The sequence below is a fragment of the Saccharothrix sp. NBAS 001 genome (assembly GCF_056640475.1).
Window position 1 is genome coordinate 5,607,683 of the sequence record NZ_CM153251.1, and the last position, 21,266, is coordinate 5,628,948.

The following is a 21,266-nucleotide window of genomic DNA, read 5'->3' on the forward strand; positions in this document are numbered from 1 at the left end:
ACCCGGGAAAACGGCCTCAATAGCCCAAAATCGGCTCCACAAAGCCGAAAAGGGCCGCGCGGACACCGTCGCCGCACGAGCCGACCAAACCGGAAGCGCCGCTGAACACCGGCAACTGCACAAGAAATCCATTACGTGACAAGGGTTTCACACGCGCGCCGATGCGAACGGAGGCCGCGCCGCAGTGCGTGCGAACGGGAGGAGCGCCGGGTTACTCGGCCGCTTCCTCCTCTTCTTCCCGCTGCACGTAGGTCTGCGCGGCCGGGGCTTCCTCCTCCTCGGCCGGCGCGTCCTCGCGCTGCACCGTCTCCGCGCCGTGAACGTGGTCGTGGTCCTCGTGCCGCTGCACCGGGGCGGCGGGCGCGGCCGACATCACGTGGTCGGCGTTGGCACTGGCCTCGCGCTCGAACCGGTCGGACGGATCGCTCACCTTCACGCCGCCACCGGCCTCGGTGCCGTCGACCGGGCCGCTGCGCTGCTGCACGACGTGCGTCAGCTCGTGCGCCAGCACGTGCTTGCCGGCGTCCGAGGCCGGGTCGTACTTGTCGTTCTGGAACACGATGTTCTCGCCGACCGTGTACGCCTGCGCGTTGACCGACTTGGCCGACTCGTGGGCCGCGCCGTCGGTGTGCACCCGGACGCCGGAGAAGTCCTGGCCGAACCGGGATTCCATGTCCTCGCGCACGCCGACGTCCAGCGGCGACCCGCTGGACCGGATCACGTCGTGCACCGGGGACTCCTCTTCCACCACGGCGCTCGCGCCCGCGTTGCCGACCGCGCGTTGCAGCCCCAGCATGCCCGCCGGGCCCAGGACGTCGGCCCGCCCGGCCGCCGCCGCACGGCCCATCAGGTCGTGCTCCTCGCGTTCTACCCGGTCGCCCTTCGGCCGGAACGAGGCTTCGCCGTCGTGCTCGTGACCGCGCATGGTCGCCCCCACGTGTCAGAGGTGTCGCCCTAGAGGATGGTCCCGGCGCGTCGGGCCGCGCCGGCGGCGTCCGCACGCCCGCGCGGGCGTACTCGACTGCCCGAACGGGCAGCGCGCCGTCACGACGCCACCAGGTCCAGGTACGGCCCGAACTCCCGCGCGCCGACCAGCCGGCCCAGCTTGCGGTACTCGCGGGCGACCGCGCCGACCACCTCGGCCATGCCGATCGGCCGCCCCGCCTCGGCGGCCAGGTAGGCGGCGGTCACCGCCGCCGACCGGATGTGCCCGCCGGCCAGTTCGAACGCCCCGGACAGGAAGTCCAAATCCACCCCGGTGCGCGGCACCGAATCACCCAGGCACTTGTCCCACAGCACCCGGCGCAGGTCCTGCTCGGGCACCGGGAAGTCGACCACGACGTCCAGCCGCCGGGTGAACGCCTCGTCCAGGTTGGCCCGCAGGTTGGTGGCCAGCACGGCGATCCCGTCGAAGGTCTCCATGCGCTGCAACAAATACGCGCTCTCGATGTTGGCGTAGCGGTCGTGCGCGTCGCGGACCTCGGACCGCTTGCCGAAGATCGCGTCGGCTTCGTCGAACAGCAGCACGCCGTTGACCCCGGCCGCCTCGGTGAAGATCCGTTCCAGGTTCTTCTCGGTCTCGCCGACGTACTTGTCCACCACGGTAGCCAGGTTCACCGTGTACAGGTCGAGCCCGAGCGACGCGGCGATCACCTCCGCCGACATCGTCTTGCCGGTCCCGGAATCCCCGGCGAACAAGCCCGTCACACCGCGCCCGCGCCCGCCGCCGGGCCGCATCCGCCACTCGTCGATCACCCGGCCCCGGTGCTTGGCGCGGGCCGCGAGTTCGCCCAGCAGCCCGACGACGCCCGCCGGCAGCACCAAGTCCTCCCACGTCACGCCCGGCTCGATGCGGCGGGCCAGGCGTTGCAGGCCGGCCGCGTTCTGGCTGCGCGCGCCCGCCCGCAGGTGCGCGGTGGTCACCACGCCGCCGTCCACCAGCGCCGACATCGACGCGGCCCGCGCGGCGCGGGCGATCTGGCCCGGTCCGAGCACGAAGTGCGCGGTCGCGGCGGCCGGGTCGACGTCCGGCGCGAGCTTGCCGTGCAGGCGTTCCCGCCACAGCTCGGCGCGGGAGGTGACGGGCAGCGCGGAAGCCTCGTGCAGCAACGGCGGATCGGTGCTCCACTGCGGGTTCCAGACGTCCGGACCGTGCACCACGAGCGGCACCGACGGGTGGGTGAGCGGGCGCAGCCGGGGCGCGTCCTCCACCGGCCCGAGCACCACGCCCGCGCCGCGCAGCACCGCCTCGCGCAGCACCGCCGTGGCCAACTCGTCGTGGTCGGGTTCGGCGCGCAGCCGGTCCGCGTCGACCTCCAGCACCGCGAAACCCGCGTGCGCCAACGCCGCCGCCGCCAACTCCCGCGCACCGCCACCGGGCCGTTCCCTCAGGTACGCCAAGCGGACCCGGGCGCGCAGCGCCTGCACGATCCGGGCCACGTCGGCGACGAGCACCGGTTCGTCCACCACCCGCGCCACACCGGACAGCGCCGCGTCCGGCGTGTCGTCGCCGAGCAGGTGGTTGACCACCCGGTCGGGCACGCGCAGCGACCGCGACAGGAACGGCCGCTCCCGGTCCTCCACCACGAGCAGGCCGGCGGCGAGCAGCGGAGCCGACGGGTCGAGCCGCGACCGCCCGGCGGCGGACGCCTCGGGCAGACCGCACAGCCGCAGCGCCAGGCCCGCCGTGGCCCGCCGCCGGGTCACGTCGTCGTTCAGGTAGCCGTAGAACTGCTCGAACCGGCTGTCCACGTCCGGCGCGAGCGCCACCAGCAGCACCTCGACGTCCAAACCGGACAGCCCGGCGACCTCGGCCAGCCGGCCCAGCCGCCCGGACGCCGGCGAGGACTGCAACGGCACGAACGGGTCGCGCCGGGACGCCAGCAGGGTGTCGATCGCCTCGTCGGACAGGTAGAGCCCGCGAAACGGGTCGTCCGGGTTCGGATCGGCCTGGCGGCGCACCGCGACCGCGTCCCGGATGCGCCGCTCCAGCGCGGCGAGCCGGGCGAACACGTGCGGCAGGCTGCCCGCGTTCACTGGTGCCTGCGCGTCATCGCGGGCCGGTGCGCGACCGAGTCGCCGCCCATCTCCAGGCGCACGCCCTCCTCCACCGCCGGGCCGGCCGGGAACGCCCGGCCCGAGTCGACCGGCGCGGACACCACGACGTCCAGCGACGGCTTGAGTTCGCCGCCCAGCGCCGTCCACACGTCGGCGAACGCGCGGTCCTCCGGCGGCGGCAGCGCGACCGACATGGGTACCGGGAGTTCCAGCGCGGCGAGCGACCCGGCGAGCAGGCCGGCGGGCACCGACTCGTGCCGGATGAACCCGACCAGCAGTTCGGACAGCAGGCGGTGCTCGTCCTCGGAGCGCTGGGTCCACGCGGTGACGAGGTAGGACAGCTTGATGTAGCGCGGCGGCACGTGGCGCGCGACGACCTTGCCGTCGTCGTACTCGTTGAGCAGCCCGCGCTGGCGGCGGCGCATGTCCTCGCGGATGTCGTAGAGGTAGACGTTCACGGTGGGCGCGTTGCGGCGCGCCGCCCAGTCCTTGGTCGGCGCGTCGAACGCCACCTCGACGTCCGTGCCGCGCAGGGCGTCGTCCCGGACCAGCCGGCGAAGGGCCTCGTCCACCTCGTGAATCACGCCTCCACCTTGGGGGTCCGGCGCAGGTCGGGGGCAGCGACGCGGCGACGGACCTTGGGGCAGCGCCGGCTGCCCGCGAGGGCAGTTCACCGGCCCAACCATTTCATTTGCAATTACCGCACTAATACGGAAACCCGACGCTTCGGCCGTCCGCTTTTCCGCGTATTGATCATGCCCGGATCGGTGCTACTGTGCGCGCCAACCGGGATGTCGGCGCGAACTCGCGAGCCGTGCTCGGGTCGGTCGCCGTAGAGAGGATCCGTGGCCAATGGATGGTCGGCACCAACGGGCGCACACCGCGGTGGACCACCCGGAAAGCGAGCCGACTTCTCCGCAGACGGCGATCACGGTGGCCCGCTGGTCCGGGGCGGCGACCAGTCTCACCGGCACCCTGATCGCGATTCTCACCTTTCCGACGGTATTGCTGAAAACCGTCGGCTCGGCGGTCTGCCTGCTGATCGGGGTGACCGTGCTGGCCACCGCGCGGACCGGGAACAGCCCCGCGCCGCGCGTGCTGCTGTCGTTGACGCTGGCCAGCGTCGCGGCGTTGGCCCTGGTAGTCGCCCTGGGCAGCCAGGACGCCCCGGCCGAGCCCGCCCCGCCGCAGGCCGCGCCGACCTCGCAGCCCACCGCAGCGGGCACGATCGGCACCGCGAAGTCGTTCCCCGAGGTGTCCCCCGGCGCGATTTCCCTGGGCGAATTGGGGCCGGTCCGGAACGACCCGGCGGAAAACCTCTGGACAGCCGGCCCGGCCCGGCTGAAAGGCGTGCCGCACGACAAAGCGGTGGCGGCCACCGGAGCGTGGTGCGAGTCGAACCAGATCGAATACCCGCTGGACGGCCGGTTCGCCCGGTTCACCGCGTTCGTCGGGATATCCGACGAGTCCGCCGAGACCAAGCCGCTGGATTTCTACGCACTCACCGACGGAAATCGCGTGGTGGACTTGGCGGCGGTGACCAACAAAGCCCCGCAACTGGTGGACATCCCGGTGACCGGGGTGCTCCGCCTGGTGATCGGCGTGAAACCGCCGGCCGGCGACGCGAGCAAGTGCCCCGGCCCGGAACGCGTCGGCGTCTGGGCCGACCCGCTGCTCACCCCGGTCAAGTAAGGCCCGGCCGGGGCAGGACCCGGCCAGGCAGGCCCGTTGGATCGGGCCCGGCAGACCCGTTCGAGGGGACGGGGACCCGGGCCGGCTCGCCTCCCGAGCCGGCCCGGCCTCCCGGTCGGCCCGACCACCGGGTCAACCCCGGGTCACGTCCTCCGGCAGGTCCTCGACGTCCTCGAACCACGAGGTGACGTTGTCCAGCGCGGCGGCGACCAACTCCGCCTGGCGAGGCGTTATCACGATGACCCGGCCGTCCGAATCGGTCACCTTCACGTGCGGCAGGGAAAATTCGATCGTGGCCGGCCCGAGGTCGCCGTAAGCGGGCACGACGAATTTCTTGCCGAGCGGCCGGGCAGCCATGTGGGCGAGCTTCTGCTGGGTATTCATGACGGCAGGGTGACATCGTGCAACGGGTGCAATACATAGCCCGATCGGGTAATTGCCGATCAAATGTGGACTTGACGACGATGACGCCATGCCAGGAAACGCCTACACCTCGGTGCGCTCCCGGACCGTGGCCAACGCCCTGCGAATCTACCGCGAACAACATCGCCTGAGCTGCGAAGACGTCGCCGAGGTACTCGGCGTGTCGGCGAGCAAGATCAGCCGGATGGAGACCGGGAAGAGCGGCCTCCAGATCGACGACGTCGCTTCCCTGCTCGGTTTCTACAAGGTGCAGGGCCACCGTCGCAGAGAACTCCTCGACCTCATGCGCAGAGGTGAGGAGATGGGCTGGTGGGAACGTCAAGCCGGACTCCCGAAGCTGTGGCGCGCACTGATCGATTTCGAGAACAAAGCGTTGCGCATACACAACTACGAACCGCTGATGATCCCAGGTCTGGTGCAGACCGCCGAATACACCCATTTCCTGGTCAAAGCCATGGATCCGACGCTCTCGGAGCAGGAACTGGACACCCTGGTCTCGGCGCGGATGGCCCGGCAGACCCTGTTGTCCCGAAGCAACGGCCCGCAGTACCTCGCGGTGGTCCACGAAGCCGCGTTGCGCATCGAGGTCGGCGGCCGAGGGGTGATGCGCCGCCAGCTGCGGCGGCTTCAAGACGTCCACGAACAGCGGAACGTCACGGTGGTCGCGGTGCCGATGAGCGTCGGGCCGCACGTCGGGCTGCGCGGGGCGTTCATGATCCTGGAGTTCGAGCACGAGCCGGCGATCGTGTTCGTCGAGAACCAGGTCACCGGCTTGTTCCTGGAGGATCCGGCCGACTTGGAGGGCTACCGGCTTGCTCTGCGCAATATTCTCGGAGTGGGTCTTGCACCCGGTGCAACGGCCGACCTGCTCGCAGAGCTGATCAAGGAGTGACCGTGGACTCGACCACAGCCCGTTGGCGCAAGAGCAGCCGGAGCAGCGACGTCGCCAACTGCGTGGAGCTTGCCCGGACGGACGAGGCCGCAGCGGTCCGCGACTCCAAGAACCCCGACGGCCCGACGCTGACGTTCGCCGTCGGCGAGTTCACGAGGTTCCTCGACGGCTTGAAGTAGCCGTTCCGGCGGGCACAGGGCCTGGTCGTCAGACCGTCGCGCGAGGCTCCGGCCGAACGATGTCGAACCTCGATGTCGTACCAACGGACCCGATTTCCGGAACCTCGACGCACCGAATGAAACCCGCCGCCGCCCACAAAACGCCTAGTCAACAAGCCTCTTCCCCGCACACGCGGGGGTGGTCCGTAGTGCGGGCCTACCTCTTGGCCGCTGTCCCCGCTTCCCCGCACGCGCGGGGGTGGTCCAGTCGACGGTGGAGCGATGGCCTACCGGCACGCCCACACACGCGGGGTGGCCCCGTCGAGATCGGCAGGTCCACGGCCTCGCCCGGCCTTTCCCGCACGCACGGAGTCAGGCCAGACCGCAGTGCCCCCACCTTCAGCTCCCGGCACCCACCCGCCTCGCCGCCGAACGCCTCCCGCCTCGACCTGAGGGCCGCGACGGCTCCGGCGGCCGGTTTCCCGGCCGCCGGAGGGCAGGTCAGTACCAGCCGGTCCACGGGCCGGACGCCCAGGCGGTCTGCGCGATGCGGTGCAGGACGCCGTCCGGGCCCCAGGCCCTGACCTCGACGCGCCCGCCGCTCAGGTAGCCCACCGCCGGGCTGCTGGTCAGGTAGCCGCCGAGGCTGCCCCAGCCGCTCCACCCGGCCGCGCCCGAAGGCGAGAGCTGCCAGATGTGGTGCATGGCGTGCCCGGTGCTGATGGCGAACACCTCCAAACGACAGTCGGCGTTCAGCGCGATGGCGATGTCGTAGATGAACGACCCGCCCAGGCTGTACCAACCGCTCCACGGACCGCCGTCCGACACCTGCCACCGGTGCCACAGCGCCCCGTCCTCGCCGAGGCTGAACTCCTCCGACCGGCCATCGCAGTTCAGCACCGGCGGCACGGCGTTGACCGCGTTCACGGCTACCGCCTGGCCCTGCGGCGCGGCCGCAGCGGTGCCGGCGGTCAGGCCGGCCAGGCAGGCGGCCGCGGTCGTCACGAGCGCGGCGGCGCGCCCCAGTCTCTTCACCTTGTCCAGCAGCACGGCATTCCCCTCTCCAGATGCCCGCGGCTCGGGCCGAGGGCCGGTCGACGCGGGCGGCCCACGTCCCACCTTGTCGGCGCGGGGTTGCCATTCCGTTGCCGGCCGGGCTTTCACGATTCCGAGGCCCGGTCCTGTGTGGACGGGGTGTAACCGGGCCGCGACGGGGGTATGCGCCACGCATGGACCGCGCGGACGTGGAATTGAGACTGGCGGCACGACCCGCGCACCTGTCCACGATCCGGGCGGTCGCCAAGGCCGTCGCGCGGCCCCTGCCCGGACTCGCCGTCGACCTGGTCATCGCGGTCGACGAGGCGTGCGGGACGTTGATCGCGCGTGCCCGCAGGCACGCACTGCTGGTGTGCCGGTTCGTCCGAGACGGTGATTCCGTTCGGTTTCGCGCACAGGTCCGCTCATCGGCCGTGACCGTCCCCGATCACCGCTCGTTGTACTGGCGGGTCGTCAGTTCGGTGACCGACACGGTGGCCACCTGGGTGGATGGAGACGGCCTGTTGCACGTCGAGTTGAGGTGCCGGGCATGAACGCGGTCGATTACCAGCCGATGTTCGTGGAACTGGCGGCGGCACAACGTGATGGCACGCGCTACGCGCGGCTGCGCGACCACCTGGTCACCGAGCACCTCCCGCTCGCCAGGCACATCGCCGACCGGTTCGCCGAACGCGGGGAGAACGTGGACGACCTCAGGCAGGTCGCCGCCTTGGGGCTGATCCACGCCGTCGACCGGTTCGACGCCGGGCGCGGGATCGAGTTCCTGGCCTTCGCGGTGCCCACGATCACCGGCGAGGTGCGGCGCTACCTGCGCGACCAGGGCTGGGCGGTGCGGGTGCCGCGCCGGCTCAAGGAGCTGTGCCTGTCGATCGACACCGCGCGGGTCGAACTCGCCCGGCGCACCGGCCGCTCCCCCAAGCCCACCGAGGTCGCCCGGCACCTGGGCATCGGCCTGGACGAGGTGTACGAGGGCCTGCACGCCACCTCCGCGCACCACCTGCTGTCGCTGGAGGAGCTGACCGGCGGCGACCTCGCCGGCGGCGAGCTGACCGGTGAGGGGCTGGCGTTCGACGACCCGGCGCTGGAGGTGGTCGAGTTGCAGCACGCGCTGGACCCGATGCTGCGCGGCCTGCCCCGGCGCGAGCGGCGGATCGTGGTGCTGCGGTTCTTCCGGAACATGACGCAGAGCCAGATCGCCGACTCCGTGGGAGTGTCCCAGATGCACGTGTCGAGGCTTTTGAGCCGCTCGCTGGCCCGGTTGCGCAGTCTGCTCGATGATGTGTGACTGAGCCCACACGGGGCGGGAGAGCGGGGTGGTCGCCGTGGCGAACCTGTCCTGGCCGCAGCGCACGGCACTGGTGCTCGGCGCGCTGCTCGTGGTGTGGGGTGTGGTCGACTTCGCCGCCGGGCGCGGCCCGCTCGGGCTGCTGCACGTGATCACCGGCGCGGTGGTGCTGGTGGCCGCGTTCCGGGCGCGCGCGGCACGCCTGGTGGGCACGCTGATGGGGCTGGTGTTCCTGGTCGTGTTCGCCTACGGGCTGGGCGACTCGGGCGGCGCGATGGACGCCGGGTTCGTGGGCAACGCCGCGCACCTGCTGCTCGGGTTCGCCTCGGTGGGGATCGCGGAGAGCTGCGTGTGGAGCGAGCAGCGCGGCCGGGGCGCGGTGCGGCGGGCCGGCCGGCTGCCGTAGCCCCGGCGCGGACGGCCGGTGGCCGGGCGCGGTTGCCCCGGGCACCGGACGGGTACCTCTCGGGTGACACCGATCGGGAGGGCCGCGTGATGCAGAGCTGGCAGGGGGTCGTGGGGGTGGACGGGCCGTTCGCCTCGGTCTACCTCGACGTGAGCGACCACCTGGACCTGCGGTGGCGGGCGGTGCGCGACCAGCTGGAGGGCTTCGGCGCGGGCCCGGACGTGCTGGAGGTCCTGGACGGCGCGCTGACCGACGTGACACCGGCCGGGATGACCGGGCGGGCGCTGGTCGTCGCGGACGGGCGGGTGCTGGTCGACCTGTTCCTGCCGGTGCCGCCGACCGGGTACGTGGCGCGGTTCGGCGACCTGCCGTACCTGCTGCCGATGGTCGACCTGTCCGAGCCGTTGCTGCCGCACGTCGTCGTGGACGTGGGCGCGCACGGCGCGGAACTGCGCGGCGTCGACCCGACCGGACGGCCGGTGGCCGTGGCGTCGGTGGGCGCCCGACGGCCCGACCGGCAGCTGGACCCGGCGGAGGTGGCGGACGTGGCGTCCGAGGCCGCCGCGCTGGTGGACCTGCTGGACGCGCCGCTGCTGGTGCTGGCGGGCACGCTGTCGGCGCGGCGGTCGCTGCGGGTGGCGCTGCCCGAGCGGTACCGGCACCTCGTGGTCGAGGTGGAGGGCGCACCGGACGGTGCCCCGAACGGCGCGGTGGACGGCGCGGTGGCCGCGTTGACCGGGCGGGCCGACCAGGACGGGCGGCGCAGCGCGGTGCGGCGGTTCCGGGACGAGTCGGCGCGGCTGACCGGGCGGGCCGTGCACGGCGTGGCGGCGGTGCAGGCCGCGCTGGAGGCCGGGACGGTCGGCACGCTGCTGCTCAGCGACCCGCTGGTGGGCTCGCTCGACGCCGACGGCGGCCGGGCCGACGAGGTGCTGCCGCTGCTGGCGGCGGTGTCCGGGGCGGAGGTCGTGCTGGTCGGCGAGGCCGTGCGGCTGCACGAGGACGCCGGGGCGCTGCTGCGCGACGAGTGAATCCGGGAATTCACCCGGAAGTTTGGGTTGAACCGCGCGCGCACTGGGTATTGGTGCGCCATGACGCTGCTGAGGACCGAGGGCCGGAACGCGGGTTCCGGCCCTTCGCCGTCCCGGTGCGCACCCATTCGTCCGCTGTCCGGGGTTTCGTCCGGACAGGATCACCCGGAGTGGCCGCGCGCCGAGGGGACGTGGCCCGGACAGGGCCACCGCGGTCGCGCGCTCCGGATTACCGTGGACCACGCGCCGCATCGGCGGTGCGCGATGAGAGAGGAGACGGGCGTGCCAGAGCCCTCGGCAGCGCTCGCGTCCGTACAGGTGGACCGGTCGGACGGGGTGGTGGTGCTGCGCGTGTCCGGCGAGCTGGACGCGAGCAGCGCGGACGAACTGGCCAGGCCGCTCAAGAGCGCCCTGGTGACCGGTGTGCGCGGCGTGGTGGTCGACCTGACCCAGGTCCGGTTCCTCGGGTCGGCGGGCCTCGAATCGCTGGTCACCGGCAGCAAACGGGCGGGTGGGCTCGGCGTCCCGCTGCTCGTGGTCGCCTCCGGTCGCGCGGTGCTGCGGCCGATCGAGGCGACCGGGCTGACGGCGGTGTTCACGCTGGCGGCCACCCTGGAAGAGGCCCTCGGGCGGATCTAGCCCTCGCGCACGCGGTGCGGCGGGTGGAGTCGGTGCGCTGGTCACCGGGTCCGCCCGCCGTTCGCGTTTCCGCACCCCGACGCCCGGCCGCGCGCCGTCCCGGGCACGGCCCGCGCCGACCGGCCGTGAACGTCGCCGCCGCCCGCGGGCAATACCTGGTGTGAGGACGATGACCGATCACGCGAGCGCCGGGCCCGGGACGGCCGACGCGGACGAACGACCCGACCTGACCGGCCCTCGGCCGGACCGGGTGTTCGGGCGGCTGTTCGACCGGCACGCCCGACCGCTGCACCGCTACCTCGCGCGCCGGGTCGGCGACCTCGCGGACGACCTGGTCGGCGAGACGTTCCTGGTGGCGTTCCAGACCAGGGCGTCCTACCAGCCCGAACGCGGGACCGCCCGGTCCTGGCTCTACGGCATCGCGACGAACCTGCTGCGCCGCCACCTGCGCCAGGAGGTGCGCGGACTGCACGCCGCCGCGCGGGCGGCCGGTTCCGCAGCCGGCGACGAGGACCACGGCAACCGGGTGGCCGACCAGGTCGACGCGGCGACCAGGGCCCGGCTGCTGGCCGGCGCGCTGGCCGACCTGGACGCCGGCGACCGGGACGTGCTGCTGCTGACCAGCTGGGCCGGGCTCGACTCGAACGAGGTGGCCGAAGCGCTGGCCATCCCGGTCGGCACCGTCCGGTCCCGGCTGCACCGCGTGCGCCGGCGACTGCGCGCCCACGCGTCCGCCACCGACCACGAGAGGACTCGCGATGAGTGACGACAACGTCCGCCGCATCTGGACCGACGACGAACTCGACGGCGCGCTGGACGCGCTCAACGCGGACGTCCGCACGCCCGAACCGGTCCTGGCGCGGGCCAGGGCGGAGCTGCTGAACACCACCGAACAGGGAGGGGTCGACGTGGCCCAGGGGGAGATCCAGGTGACCGGGGAACGTCCGGGACGACGCGTGGAACGACGTTGGCTGATCGGCGCGGCGGCGGTCGCCGTGCTGGTCGCGGGCGGGCTCGTGGTGCAGACCGTGTCGTTCGGCCGGGGTCCGGCCCCGGCCAGCGCGGAGGCGGTGTCCACGCTGGACCGGGCGTCCTCCGGGGCGATCGGCGCGATCGACCCGGAGGTGCGGCCGGGCCAGTACCGCTACGTCGCCACGCACGCCTGGTGGATGGCGTCCAGTTCCGCCGACGGCAAGGACTTCGCCCGGCTGGCGGAGAACGTGCTGGAGACGTGGGCGCCGACCGACCCGCGCCAGGAGTGGCTGCTGCGCCGCGACGTGACCGGCAACCAGCAGTGGGTGCTGGGCACCGAGCAGGAGGCGAAGGCGGCGGGCGTGGAGTCCGAGGGCGGCTGGCCCGAGGGCGAGTGGCGGGCCCCGTGCGGGGACTTCTTCGCCCAGGAACCCGAGCGGCGCTGCGCCGACAAGGGCGGCTGGCAGAACCCGACCGCCGAGTGGCAGGCGAGCCTGCCCACCGACCCGGACGCGCTGTTCAAGCGGCTGTCCGACGACGCCCCGGACAACGACCGCGGTGACGCCGAGCTGCTGGTCTACGCGGCCGACGCGCTGCGCAGCGGCCTGGTCGGCAAGGACGTGCGGGCCACCCTCTACAAGGCGCTGGCGAAGGTGCCCGGCCTGGTGGTCACCGAGAAGCAGGCCAACCTGGCCGGCCGGGTCGGCACCGCGCTGGGCATCGACGACGGGCGCACCCGCCAGGACATCATCATCGACCCGGAGACGGGCCAGTTCATCGGCGAGCGCGAGGTCGCGAGCCGCGACTTGGACCGCTTCAAGGCGGGCACCGTCCTGAGCTTCACGTCGGTGGACACCGGGGTGGCCGACAAGATCGGGGTCAAGCCCGCGGGCTGAGCCTAGGGGGAAGGCCAGGGGGTCCGTGCGCGTCGGGGGCGCACGGACCCCCTTCGTCGTCGTCAGTCCTGGCCGATGTCCTCGAACCACAGCTCCGGGCGGGCCGCGATGAAGTCCGACATCAGGCCGGCGCACGTCGGGTCGTCGAGCAGGGTGATCGCCACGCCGTGCCCGGCCAGCCAGTCGTGGCCGCCGTGGAACGTGCGGGCCTCGCCGATCACCACGCGCGGTATGCCGAACTGGCGGACCAGGCCGCTGCAGTACCAGCACGGCGACAGCGTGGTCACCATGACCGTGTCGCGGTAGGTGCGGCGGCGGCCGGCGGCGCGGAACGCGGCGGTCTCGGCGTGGGTGGACGCGTCGCCGTCCTGGACCCGCCGGTTGTGGCCGCGGCCGAGCAGCTCGCCGTGCACGTCGAACAGCGCCGCGCCGATCGGGATCCCGCCCTCGGCCAGCCCGTCCCGGGCCTCCTGCACCGCCACCGCCAGCATGCCCTGTGCGTCCACCGGCCCAACCTAGCCCGTCATTTGGGCGGCAGCCCCTCCACGAACTCGCGGGCCCGGCCGATCCAGTCGGCGAGGCCGGAGTCCTCGTCCAGCACCTCGCCGTCGACCAGCAGCCAGCCGCGCATCGGTTTGCCGGTGATGTCGAACGACCGGGTGCCCGGCAGCGCCCGGCACGCCTGCGCGGCGTCCGGGCCGACCCTGGCCACCAGGTCGTCGCCGTACACGCCGACCAGCAGGTTGCCGTGCAGCAGGAACACCAGCCCGCCGAACATCCGCTTGGTGCCGAGCCCCGGCAGCCCGGCCAGTTCCTCGCCCACCCGGTCGGCGAGCACCTCGTCGAATGCCACGTCCGGCAGCCTAGAGCGACCCCAGCACCGTGATCGCCTCCTCGGCCCAGGCCAGGGCGGCCCGTGCGGCGTGCTCGCCGGCCGACACGGTGAGCAGGATGTAGGGCCGGTGCTCGCCGTCCTGCTCGTCGGCGGCCACCTCGGCGCGGATCGCGGCGTAGGCCGCCAGCCGGTGCTCGGCGTCCGCCTTGGCCTCGCGGACCAGGTCCAGGCACGCCGCCGGGCCCAGCGCGCGGCCGAAGAACAGCCGCAGCAGCAGGCCGTTGCGCTCGGGGCGCGGGACGTCGGGCTGCCGGAGCAGTTCGAGCAGCCGGGTGCGGCCGGCGCCGGTCAGCGAGTAGGTGGTGGAGCCGGCGCGGTCGCCGTCGTGGCGGTCGAGCAGGCCCTCGGCGTGCAGGCGGGCCAGGGTCGGGTAGATCTGGCCGTAGCTCTCGCTCCAGAAGTGGCCGAGCACGTCGCGGATCGACTCGCGCACGGCGTAGCCGGTCATCGGGCGCACGCTCAGCGCGCCCAGCACCGCGAGTTCGGACTGGCTCACCCTTGCCATCGCACACCTATCTGTTAGATATTCCTGTTAGATATTGCTGGCAGATACAAGTCTGAGGATAGGGGATCGGGATGTCCGCAGCCAGAACCGCGTCGCGCGTCGCGGCCGGGTTGTTCGGCGGGTTGGCGGTGTTCCAGGCCGCGTTGGCGGTCGGGGTGCCGTGGGGGCGTGCGGCGTGGGGCGGGGCGGCGGCGGAGTTGCCGACCGGGCTGCGGATCGCCAGCGCGGTGGCCGTGCCGGTGTTCGCGCTCGCCGTGCTGACCGTGTTGCGGCGGGGCGGTCACGACGTGTGGACGCCGTTGTCGGACCGGTGGGTGCACCGGGCCGTGTGGTTCTTCGCGGCCTACTGCGCGCTGGGGACCGTCATGAACGCGATCTCGCGCAGCGACGTCGAGCGGGCCATCTGGACGCCGACGTGCCTGGTGCTGGCCGTGCTGTGCGTGATCGTCGTGCGACGGGAGCGGGTCACGGCCTGACGGCGTGCTCGGTGAAGTGGCCGCACGAGCGGAAACCCAGCCGGCGGTAGACCGGTTCGCCCTCCGCCGACGCCTGCAGGACCGCGACCCGGCTGCCCAGGGCGTGGGCGGCGTGCAGGGCGGCCAGGGTGATCGCGCCGCCGTGCCCCCGGCGGCGGTGCGCCGCCACCGTGCAGATGTTGTAGATCCCGGCGACGCCCGCGTGCGGGAACACCTCGGCCGAGCACACCGGGACGCCGTCCGCGTAGCCGACCAGGTAGCGCGCGGGGCCGGCCGGCGCGGCGGCGCGGGCGTAGAAGTCGCGGACGGTCGCGGCGGGCGGGGTCCAGTTCGCGGCGAGGACCCCGGCGTAGTCGGCCACTCCGGCGGGCGTGGTGACCACGCGCACGTCGAGGGCGGACGGTGGCGGGGTGCGGCCGTCGAGGGCGGCCCACATCGCGGTTTCCCGCTCGGCCGGCGGGAAACCGGCGGCGGTGAGCCGGTCGGACAGGTCGGGCGGGGTCGACGCGGGGCCCACCCACCAGGAGAACGGCCGGTCGGGCAGCGCCGCGAGGACCTCGGCGACGCGGCGGTCGGCGGCGCCGGGCGGGAAGCGGGCGGCGGCCACGACGTTGAACGTGTCGTCGGCCAGCCCGCTGTCGGCGACCACCACGTCACCGGTCTCCACGACGGTCGCGCCCGGCAGGCCGCGGTGCAGGTGGCAGGCGTGCTCGGCCAGGTTGCGCTCCATCCGGACCAGGAGGGCGTCGAGGGTGGTCACCGCGCCATCGCAGCACACCGGCCGGCCGGTCGCACTACGCGCCGAAGCACAGGAAGCCCACGCTGGCCGCGAACTCGGCGTCGCCGCCGTCCGCGTACGCCCGTTGCGCGTCCGCCAGCGCGACCGCCGGGGTCTCCCCCGACCCCAGCCGCCGGTGCAGGTCGACCATCAGCGGCGTGGTCACCTCGGCCGGCACCGGCACCACCGGGGCGATCAGGGTCCGGGTGCCCAGGCCGAGCAGCGCCGACGTGAAGCCCATCAGCTCGTCGCCCGGCCGCACCGCCGACAGGCCCGAGTCGCACGCCGAGAGCACCACCCGGGCGGGCGGGTTGCGCAGGCGTTCCAGGTCGTAGACGGTCAGCGGGCCGTCCGCCAGTTCCAGCGCGGAGAACAGCGGGTTGTCCGCGCGGAACGAGCCGTGCGCCGCCACGTGCGCCAGCGGCGCGCCGTCCATCGCCGCCGCCACCGCGTCCACCGTCGCCGCCGCGCCCACCAGCACCGACGCGTCGCCGGTGAACGGCCTGATGGCGGCGATCTCGGTCGGCGCGGCGGGCAGCCGGGGCCCGGCCGCCAGCACCGCCCGGTCGTGCGGCACCCGCGACGACGACGCCGCCCGCTGCCACACCGTGGCCGACGGCACCACCGTCACCGACCGCCCCCGGCAGCCCGGCAGCGCCGACCACGGCAGGCCGCCCAGCAGCCCGGTCGGCGCGAGCACCAGCGCGCGCTCCTCCAGCCTGCGCCGCAACGGTTCCAGCAGCCGACGGTCCAAAAGGGACGCCGCGTGCTCGGCGCCCGCGCGCACCGCCGTGCGGTCCAGGTGCTCGGGCAGCGTCACCAGCCGGTGCAGCGCGAACCGCAACAGCCGGATCTCGCGCACCGCGCCGTCCAGCGGCCCCAGCCGGTGCAGGCTCGCCCGACCGCCCGCGACCACCACGGCCAGCAGCGCGCCCGCGAAGTCGACGTACTCCACGAGCGCCGCGTCCTCCAGCGCCCACGCCAGGTCGCGCACCGCGGGCACCCGGTCGACCGCTCCCCCGCCGCTGGTCTGCCGGGTCAGCTCGCGCACCCGCTGCTCGCCGCGCAACTGCCGCTGCCGCAACGCCGCGGTGGGCTTGCCGGCCAGCAGCGCCAGGTCGATGTCGGAGGTCACCGCCCGCAGCTCGGCCAGCGCGTCGGCCAGCCCGGAGTCCTCCGGCGGGCGCGCGGGCGTCATCCGCATCGCCCCGGCCCGCCAGCTCTCCGCCCAGCTCAGCACCCGCCCGGCGTGCCCGCTCGCGACCGCCGTGCGCAGCCCCTCCAACGCCAGCGCCTTGCCCTGCGCACCGCTCAACGCCCGCAACTCCGCCGCGCCCAGCGACACCCGGTACTCGTCGAGCAGCCCCAGCCCGCGCCGCAACGCGCTCTGCGCGCCCCGCGCGTTGCCCGCCAGGTCGCGCCGCAACGCCTCGGCGTACCAGCCCTGCACGCGGTGCGCCGCCGGACCGCCGCGCCGGGCCGCGCCCGCCGCCGTCAGCTCGACCAGCGCCCGCCGCTCGTCGCCGAGTTCACGGGCGATCAGCGCGGCGTCCACCCGGGCCTCCAGCCCGGCCATCCGCCAGCCCAGCTCGTCCAACCGGGACGCCACCCGGGTCATCGCGGTGCACAGCGCCCGCGACCGCTCGCCGCTCAGGTACGCCGCGCGCAGCTCCACGTGCCGCGCGCCGACCTCCCACACCTCGCGCTTCTCCCGGCGGAAACCCTTGCGCGCCAACACCGCCATCCGCACCGCCAGGTCGAGGTCGCCCTCCATCAGGGCGATCCGCGCCCGGTAGAACAACGCCTCCGAGCGGGCCAGCACGAGGCTCTTGTCCAGCTCCGACAACGCCCGGTCGGCCGCCGCCCGCGCCTCCTCCAGCAGCGGCACGGACACCAGCACCTCCAGCCGGTTGATCAGCAGCGCCGGGCGCGGCACCTCCAGCCGCCGGTACTCCCGCTCGGCCTCGGCGAACATGGTCAGCGCGCGGGGCACGTCCCCGGCGCGCGAGGCCGAGATGCCCGCGTTCCAGCGCACGTCCGCGACGGCGAGTTCCTGGTCCAGCTCCCGGTAGAGCACGGCGGCCCGGTCGAAGTCCTCGTCGGCCGCCCGCAGGCCGCCGGTGTAGGCGCGCAGCAGGCCGCGGTTGTTGCGGGCGCGCGCCTCGCCCAGCTTGTCGCCGTCGCGGCGGGCCGCCTCGATCGCCCAGTTGTACTCGCGCCGCGCCTCGTCGTAGCGGCACAGGTAGTGCAGCACCAGGCCGCGCTGCATCCGGGCGTAGTCGGCGTCCACGCCGCGCAGTTCGGGCAGCGCCGCGTTCACCGTGCGCAGCGCCAGCGCGTGCCGCCCGGTGTTGGACAGCACGAACGCCAGGCTCACCCGGGCCAGCGCGGCGAGCCGGCCGGAGCCCGCCTGTTCGGCGATCCGAACCGCCCGCCTCAGGTGCCGCAGCGCGCCGTCGAACTCGTGCAGTTCGCGCAGCGACAGGCCGATCGCCCGTTCGGCGGTGGACGCCTCGCGCGCGTCGCCCGCCGCCCGCGCCGCCCTCAGCGCCGAACGGCCCATCTCTATTGCCGCGTGCGGGTCCCGTTGCCGGGCTTCCAGCGCTGCGGCGGCGGAAATCCCGGCCACGGACCACACTTTATTACCAAGAACACTGTGGTAGCTTGATCAAGCTCAGCACCCGTCTACGCTGCATGTGAGGCCGTGGTGTCCGAATCGTCGAACCGCCCAGAGCTGTACGTGAGAGCGTTCGAGCAGGCGATCAAGGAGCACAAGGACCTGCGGCTGCACGCCGAGCGCGGTCGTGAGTTCCTGTTCGTCGCACGGGAGCTGTTGACGATTCCCGAAGACGTGCTGCGGGTCGGTCGGAAACTCACCCAGAACGGGATCGGGAACGAACGCGGCCGGGACTTCGCCGGCATGTCCCGATTGGTGCTGCCGCGCAATTCCGACGACATCCCGGCCATCGTCCGGCTGCTGCGCGACCCGCAGCAGTGGCCCGGCGAGCGGGTGCCGTTCGTGCAGCCGCACCACGCGGTGGTCGGCCACGGCGGCAACATGCACGGCCACCCGGGGCAGCCGCCGCACGTGGCGGGCCCCATCGCGGACCCGCCCAACGGCTCGGAGGGCAGGGGCAAGGGCGTCGTCGTCGGCATCCTGGACACCGGCATCTCCCGGACCGCCGCCGCGGACCACCCGCTGTGGCTGGGCGGCGCGTACCTGCCCAAGACCGACGAGGTCGACGCCGCCTACTCCAGCGGCGACGTGTTCGCGCTGGAGGGCGGGCACGGGACGTTCGTCGCGGGCGTGGTGCGGCAGGCCGCGCCGGGCGTGCGGTTCGACCCGGAGAAGGCGCTCGACCCGTCCGGGCTGGGCACCGAGGAGGACTTCGCGCGGGCGCTGGCGTCGTTCGACGAGCGGGTGCAGATCGTCAACATCTCGCTGGGCTGCTTCACCCAGGACGACGTGGCCTCCGAGCCGGTCCGCCGGGCGCTGGCCAAGCTGCCCAAGACGACCGTGGTGGTCGCGTCGGCGGGCAACCAGGGCACCAACCGGCCGAGCTGGCCCGCCGCGCTGCCCGGTGTGGTCGGCGTGGCGGCGGTGGCCCAGGAGCGGGACGGCTCGCGCGCGCCGGCGTGCTACTCGAACTTCGGGCACTGGGTGGACGCGTGCGCGGTCGGCAACCGCACCAGCACCTACCTCAAGGGCCGGTGGGCGCTGCCCGGCGACACCGTGGTGGACGTCTACGACCGCTTCGCCTACTGGCTGGGCACCTCGTTCGCCGCGCCGCACGTGTCCGGGCGGATCGCCGAGACCATGACCACGCACGGCCTGTCCGCCGAGGCCGCGCGCGACAAGCTGCTCACCGGGGCGGAGTTCTTCCCGAACTACGGGGTCCTGGTGGACTAGTCGTATCTGGCGGGGACGTCCGAACTCCGTAGTGTGTGGAAGCAACGAGGAGACCCGAGCCCAGGAGGGGCCGTGACCCCTGCATCTCCCATCGCCGCGCTGGTCGGCGCGGCGGCGCAGGGCGACGAGCGGGCCTGGAACGAGATCGTGGACCGCTACACGCCGCTGGTGCTGTCGGTGATCTACAAGCACCGGCTGCGCCCGGCGGACGCGGCGGACGTCAACCAGACGCTGTGGCTGCGCCTCGTCGAGCAGATCGGCAGGCTGCGCGACCCCGAAGCGCTGCCCGGCTGGATCTCCACGACCACCCGCAACGAGTGCCTGCGGATGCTGCGCATCCAGCAGCGCACCCAGCCGTACGACCCGCTGTCCGACGACGAGCCGGCCAGCCCGGTCGACGCGGTGGCGGACCTGGACGAGGAGATGGAGGCCGCGCAGCGCCGGCAGGCGTTGCGGGACGGCTTCCGGACGTTGACCGCGCAGTGCCGGGAACTGCTGGCGAAGCTGATGGCCGACCCGCCGCCCAGCTACGCGGCGGTGAGCGAGCAGCTGGCGATGCCGGTCGGCAGCATCGGGCCGACCCGCATCCGGTGCCTGGAGAAGCTGCGCCGGACCCCCGAGGTGCTGCGGTACCTCGATCCCCGGCCGGTCCGCGGCGGTGTGGGAGGAGGTGTGCTGGGTGAGCGTTCCGGGGTGGGAAAGCGATGAGGTCCTGCTCAGGGACCTGACCGAAGCGCTGGCCGAGGCGCGCGCGGTGCCCGCCGAGTTCTACGAGGCGGCGCGGGCGGCCTACGCCTGGCGCACCGTCGACGCCGAGCTGATGCTGCTGACCAGCTACGACTCGATCCTGGACGCCGAGCTGGCGGGCCGGGCGCGGGCCGCGCTGACCGCCCGGCAGCTGGTGTTCGACGCCGAGGGGATCTCCGTGCAGGTGGAGGTCACCGAGGCGGGCGTGGCCGGGCAGGTGCTGCCCGCGCGGGCGGCGCGGGTCGTGCTGCTGACCGCGACCGGCCCGGTGGAGGACGCCGAGCTGGACGAACTGGGGTGCTTCCTGCTCGGGCCGCCCCCGGCGGGTCCGGTCCGGTTCCGGATCGAGACCGACGGCACGACCGTGATGACCGACTGGGTCTGCGTCTAGCCCCGTCGCGATGCCCAGCCCTTCGCGACGGGGCCCTTTCACGCCCGGACACCGGTCCCGCGGTGGTCACTTGTGGGTGATTGCGCTGCGCGAGGGGCGCGGCGGCCCCCGGCCACCAGTACCGTGAGACGAATTCCCCTCGGTTGGCGGAGGCAGGTCGGTGTCCGAACGGGTGCGCTGGGCTCCGGCCTCGGTCGACCTCGACGCGCCGAGTTCGGCCCGCGTCTACGACTACCTGCTGGGCGGCGGGCACAACTTCGCCGTCGACCGCGCGGTGGCCGAGGAACTCGCCGGGGTGCTGCCGGTGCGCGACATGGCCCGGCTCAACCGGTCCTACCTGCGGCGCGTGGTGCTGGCGCTGGTGGAGGCCGGCATCACCCAGTTCCTCGACCTGGGTTCGGGCATCCCGACCGTGGGCAACGTGCACGAGGTGGCGCAGGACGCGAACCCGGAGTGCCGGGTGGTCTACGTGGACGTCGAACCGGTCGCCGTGACGCACTCCGAGCTGCTGCTGGCGGCCAACCCGGAGGCGACCGCGATCCTGGCCGACCTGCGCGACCCCGACGCCGTGCTGGACGCGCCGGAGACCCGGCTGCTGATCGACCTGGAACGCCCGGTGGGGCTGCTCGCGGTGAGCGTGCTGCACTTCGTGCCGGACTCCGACGACCCGTGGGGCGTGCTGGCCCACTACCGGGACCGGCTCGCGCCGGGCAGCTGCCTGGCCCTGTCGCACTTCACCTCGGACCTGATGCCGCGCGAGGCGGCGGCCGGGGTGAGCATCTTCAGCCGGGCCGCCGAGCCGGTCGTGCCCCGGTCGCGCGCGGCCGTGCTGGACCTGGTGGACGGCTTCGAACCGGTCGAACCGGGACTGGTGTGGACACCGCAGTGGCGGCCGGAGTCGCCCGAGGACGTCCCGGACGACCCGGGCCGCTCGAACATGTACGCGGTGGTCGGCCGCAAGCCTTGACGCGGACCCGGTCGGGTGCGCAATATTTGCGGACCTGATCTTATGCGCCACCTCTCCGCGATGACCGATTCGGCACCTGACGTGCAAGCC

Annotated in this window: 25 protein-coding genes; 15 read left to right on the plus strand and 10 right to left on the minus strand. The window is 73.4% G+C overall.

Annotated elements, in window-relative coordinates; genetic code table 11:
• Positions 1-211: 211 nt before the first annotated feature.
• The 3 genes from AC0HI0_RS23420 to AC0HI0_RS23430 form a co-directional block, all read right to left on the minus strand.
• Positions 212-925, minus strand: a complete 714-nt coding sequence (locus AC0HI0_RS23420; protein ID WP_480925643.1) for an eCIS core domain-containing protein — start codon at positions 923-925, stop codon at positions 212-214.
• Positions 926-1,044: 119 nt separating this feature from the next.
• Positions 1,045-3,036, minus strand: a complete 1,992-nt coding sequence (locus AC0HI0_RS23425; protein ID WP_480925644.1) for an ATP-binding protein — start codon at positions 3,034-3,036, stop codon at positions 1,045-1,047.
• On the minus strand, positions 3,033-3,641 hold the full coding sequence (locus AC0HI0_RS23430) for a Pvc16 family protein (RefSeq protein WP_480925645.1): 609 nt from the start codon (positions 3,639-3,641) through the stop codon (positions 3,033-3,035). Before AC0HI0_RS23430 ends, AC0HI0_RS23425 begins: the two co-directional genes overlap by 4 nt.
• A 421-nt stretch (positions 3,642-4,062) precedes the next feature.
• Between AC0HI0_RS23430 and AC0HI0_RS23435 the strand changes: the two genes are divergently transcribed.
• The gene (locus AC0HI0_RS23435; protein ID WP_480925646.1) at positions 4,063-4,749 is read left to right on the plus strand and encodes an NPCBM/NEW2 domain-containing protein; all 687 of its coding nucleotides are present in this window, start codon (positions 4,063-4,065) and stop codon (positions 4,747-4,749) included.
• Between the two features lie 132 nt (positions 4,750-4,881).
• Here AC0HI0_RS23435 and AC0HI0_RS23440 read toward each other — a convergent pair whose 3' ends face one another.
• Complete coding sequence (locus AC0HI0_RS23440; protein ID WP_480925647.1) at positions 4,882-5,133, minus strand: hypothetical protein; 252 nt, start codon at positions 5,131-5,133, stop codon at positions 4,882-4,884.
• Between the two features lie 88 nt (positions 5,134-5,221).
• Between AC0HI0_RS23440 and AC0HI0_RS23445 the strand changes: the two genes are divergently transcribed.
• Both AC0HI0_RS23445 and AC0HI0_RS23450 read left to right on the plus strand, forming a co-directional pair.
• On the plus strand, positions 5,222-6,064 hold the full coding sequence (locus AC0HI0_RS23445; protein WP_480925648.1) for a helix-turn-helix domain-containing protein: 843 nt from the start codon (positions 5,222-5,224) through the stop codon (positions 6,062-6,064).
• A gap of 2 nt (positions 6,065-6,066) precedes the next feature.
• Positions 6,067-6,243 (plus strand): DUF397 domain-containing protein, encoded by a 177-nt coding sequence (locus tag AC0HI0_RS23450; protein ID WP_480925649.1) that lies wholly within the window; start codon positions 6,067-6,069, stop codon positions 6,241-6,243.
• A 480-nt stretch (positions 6,244-6,723) separates the two neighbouring features.
• Here the strand turns inward: AC0HI0_RS23450 and AC0HI0_RS23455 are convergent, their stop codons facing one another.
• Positions 6,724-7,272, minus strand: coding sequence for a DUF8189 domain-containing protein (locus AC0HI0_RS23455; protein ID WP_480925650.1), 549 nt, complete (start codon positions 7,270-7,272; stop codon positions 6,724-6,726).
• 179 nt (positions 7,273-7,451) lie between these two features.
• Between AC0HI0_RS23455 and AC0HI0_RS23460 the strand changes: the two genes are divergently transcribed.
• The 7 genes from AC0HI0_RS23460 (at position 7,452) to AC0HI0_RS23490 (ending at position 12,507) form a co-directional block, all read left to right on the plus strand.
• Positions 7,452-7,811, plus strand: coding sequence for an ATP-binding protein (locus AC0HI0_RS23460; protein WP_480925651.1), 360 nt, complete (start codon positions 7,452-7,454; stop codon positions 7,809-7,811).
• Positions 7,808-8,563 (plus strand): SigB/SigF/SigG family RNA polymerase sigma factor, encoded by a 756-nt coding sequence (locus tag AC0HI0_RS23465; RefSeq protein ID WP_480925652.1) that lies wholly within the window; start codon positions 7,808-7,810, stop codon positions 8,561-8,563. Before AC0HI0_RS23460 ends, AC0HI0_RS23465 begins: the two co-directional genes overlap by 4 nt.
• A 37-nt stretch (positions 8,564-8,600) precedes the next feature.
• Positions 8,601-8,969, plus strand: a complete 369-nt coding sequence (locus AC0HI0_RS23470; protein WP_480925653.1) for a hypothetical protein — start codon at positions 8,601-8,603, stop codon at positions 8,967-8,969.
• Between the two features lie 89 nt (positions 8,970-9,058).
• Entirely contained in the window at positions 9,059-10,000 is a 942-nt protein-coding gene (locus AC0HI0_RS23475; protein ID WP_480934368.1) for a baeRF2 domain-containing protein, read from the plus strand.
• 282 nt (positions 10,001-10,282) lie between these two features.
• Positions 10,283-10,639, plus strand: a complete 357-nt coding sequence (locus AC0HI0_RS23480; protein ID WP_480925654.1) for an STAS domain-containing protein — start codon at positions 10,283-10,285, stop codon at positions 10,637-10,639.
• A 169-nt stretch (positions 10,640-10,808) separates the two neighbouring features.
• Entirely contained in the window at positions 10,809-11,405 is a 597-nt protein-coding gene (locus AC0HI0_RS23485; protein WP_480925655.1) for an RNA polymerase sigma factor, read from the plus strand.
• Positions 11,398-12,507 (plus strand): CU044_5270 family protein, encoded by a 1,110-nt coding sequence (locus tag AC0HI0_RS23490; protein ID WP_480925656.1) that lies wholly within the window; start codon positions 11,398-11,400, stop codon positions 12,505-12,507. Before AC0HI0_RS23485 ends, AC0HI0_RS23490 begins: the two co-directional genes overlap by 8 nt.
• A gap of 62 nt (positions 12,508-12,569) precedes the next feature.
• Here AC0HI0_RS23490 and AC0HI0_RS23495 read toward each other — a convergent pair whose 3' ends face one another.
• From AC0HI0_RS23495 to AC0HI0_RS23505, 3 genes are read right to left on the minus strand one after another with little or no spacing between them, the layout of a single operon-like run.
• Entirely contained in the window at positions 12,570-12,998 is a 429-nt protein-coding gene (locus AC0HI0_RS23495) for a nucleoside deaminase (RefSeq protein ID WP_480934369.1), read from the minus strand.
• A gap of 32 nt (positions 12,999-13,030) precedes the next feature.
• Positions 13,031-13,360 (minus strand): TfoX/Sxy family protein, encoded by a 330-nt coding sequence (locus AC0HI0_RS23500; protein ID WP_480925657.1) that lies wholly within the window; start codon positions 13,358-13,360, stop codon positions 13,031-13,033.
• Between the two features lie 10 nt (positions 13,361-13,370).
• Positions 13,371-13,907, minus strand: coding sequence for a PadR family transcriptional regulator (locus tag AC0HI0_RS23505; RefSeq protein ID WP_480925658.1), 537 nt, complete (start codon positions 13,905-13,907; stop codon positions 13,371-13,373).
• A 71-nt stretch (positions 13,908-13,978) separates the two neighbouring features.
• Here AC0HI0_RS23505 and AC0HI0_RS23510 point away from each other — a divergent pair, with 71 nt between their 5' ends.
• Positions 13,979-14,383, plus strand: coding sequence for a hypothetical protein (locus AC0HI0_RS23510; protein ID WP_480925659.1), 405 nt, complete (start codon positions 13,979-13,981; stop codon positions 14,381-14,383).
• On the opposite strand, the gene AC0HI0_RS23515 is transcribed toward AC0HI0_RS23510, so the two are convergent.
• Together AC0HI0_RS23515 and AC0HI0_RS23520 are read right to left on the minus strand one after the other, a co-directional pair.
• Positions 14,373-15,143, minus strand: a complete 771-nt coding sequence (locus tag AC0HI0_RS23515; RefSeq protein ID WP_480925660.1) for a GNAT family N-acetyltransferase — start codon at positions 15,141-15,143, stop codon at positions 14,373-14,375. The genes AC0HI0_RS23510 and AC0HI0_RS23515 overlap by 11 nt on opposite strands.
• 34 nt (positions 15,144-15,177) lie before the next feature.
• Complete coding sequence (locus AC0HI0_RS23520) at positions 15,178-17,790, minus strand: CHAT domain-containing protein (protein ID WP_480925661.1); 2,613 nt, start codon at positions 17,788-17,790, stop codon at positions 15,178-15,180.
• Positions 17,791-17,901: 111 nt separating this feature from the next.
• On the opposite strand from AC0HI0_RS23520, the gene AC0HI0_RS23525 reads away from it, so the two are divergent.
• The 4 genes from AC0HI0_RS23525 (at position 17,902) to AC0HI0_RS23540 (ending at position 21,176) form a co-directional block, all read left to right on the plus strand.
• Positions 17,902-19,071 (plus strand): S8 family peptidase, encoded by a 1,170-nt coding sequence (locus tag AC0HI0_RS23525; RefSeq protein WP_480925662.1) that lies wholly within the window; start codon positions 17,902-17,904, stop codon positions 19,069-19,071.
• 72 nt (positions 19,072-19,143) lie between these two features.
• Complete coding sequence (locus tag AC0HI0_RS23530; RefSeq protein WP_480925663.1) at positions 19,144-19,779, plus strand: RNA polymerase sigma factor; 636 nt, start codon at positions 19,144-19,146, stop codon at positions 19,777-19,779.
• Positions 19,751-20,209 carry a hypothetical protein gene (locus AC0HI0_RS23535; RefSeq protein WP_480925664.1) on the plus strand — a complete coding sequence of 153 codons (459 nt, stop codon included), beginning with the start codon at positions 19,751-19,753 and terminating at the stop codon, positions 20,207-20,209. Before AC0HI0_RS23530 ends, AC0HI0_RS23535 begins: the two co-directional genes overlap by 29 nt.
• A 160-nt stretch (positions 20,210-20,369) precedes the next feature.
• A complete protein-coding gene (locus AC0HI0_RS23540) occupies positions 20,370-21,176 on the plus strand; it encodes an SAM-dependent methyltransferase (RefSeq protein ID WP_480925665.1) in 807 nt (268 codons plus the stop codon).
• Positions 21,177-21,266 lie beyond the last annotated feature (90 nt).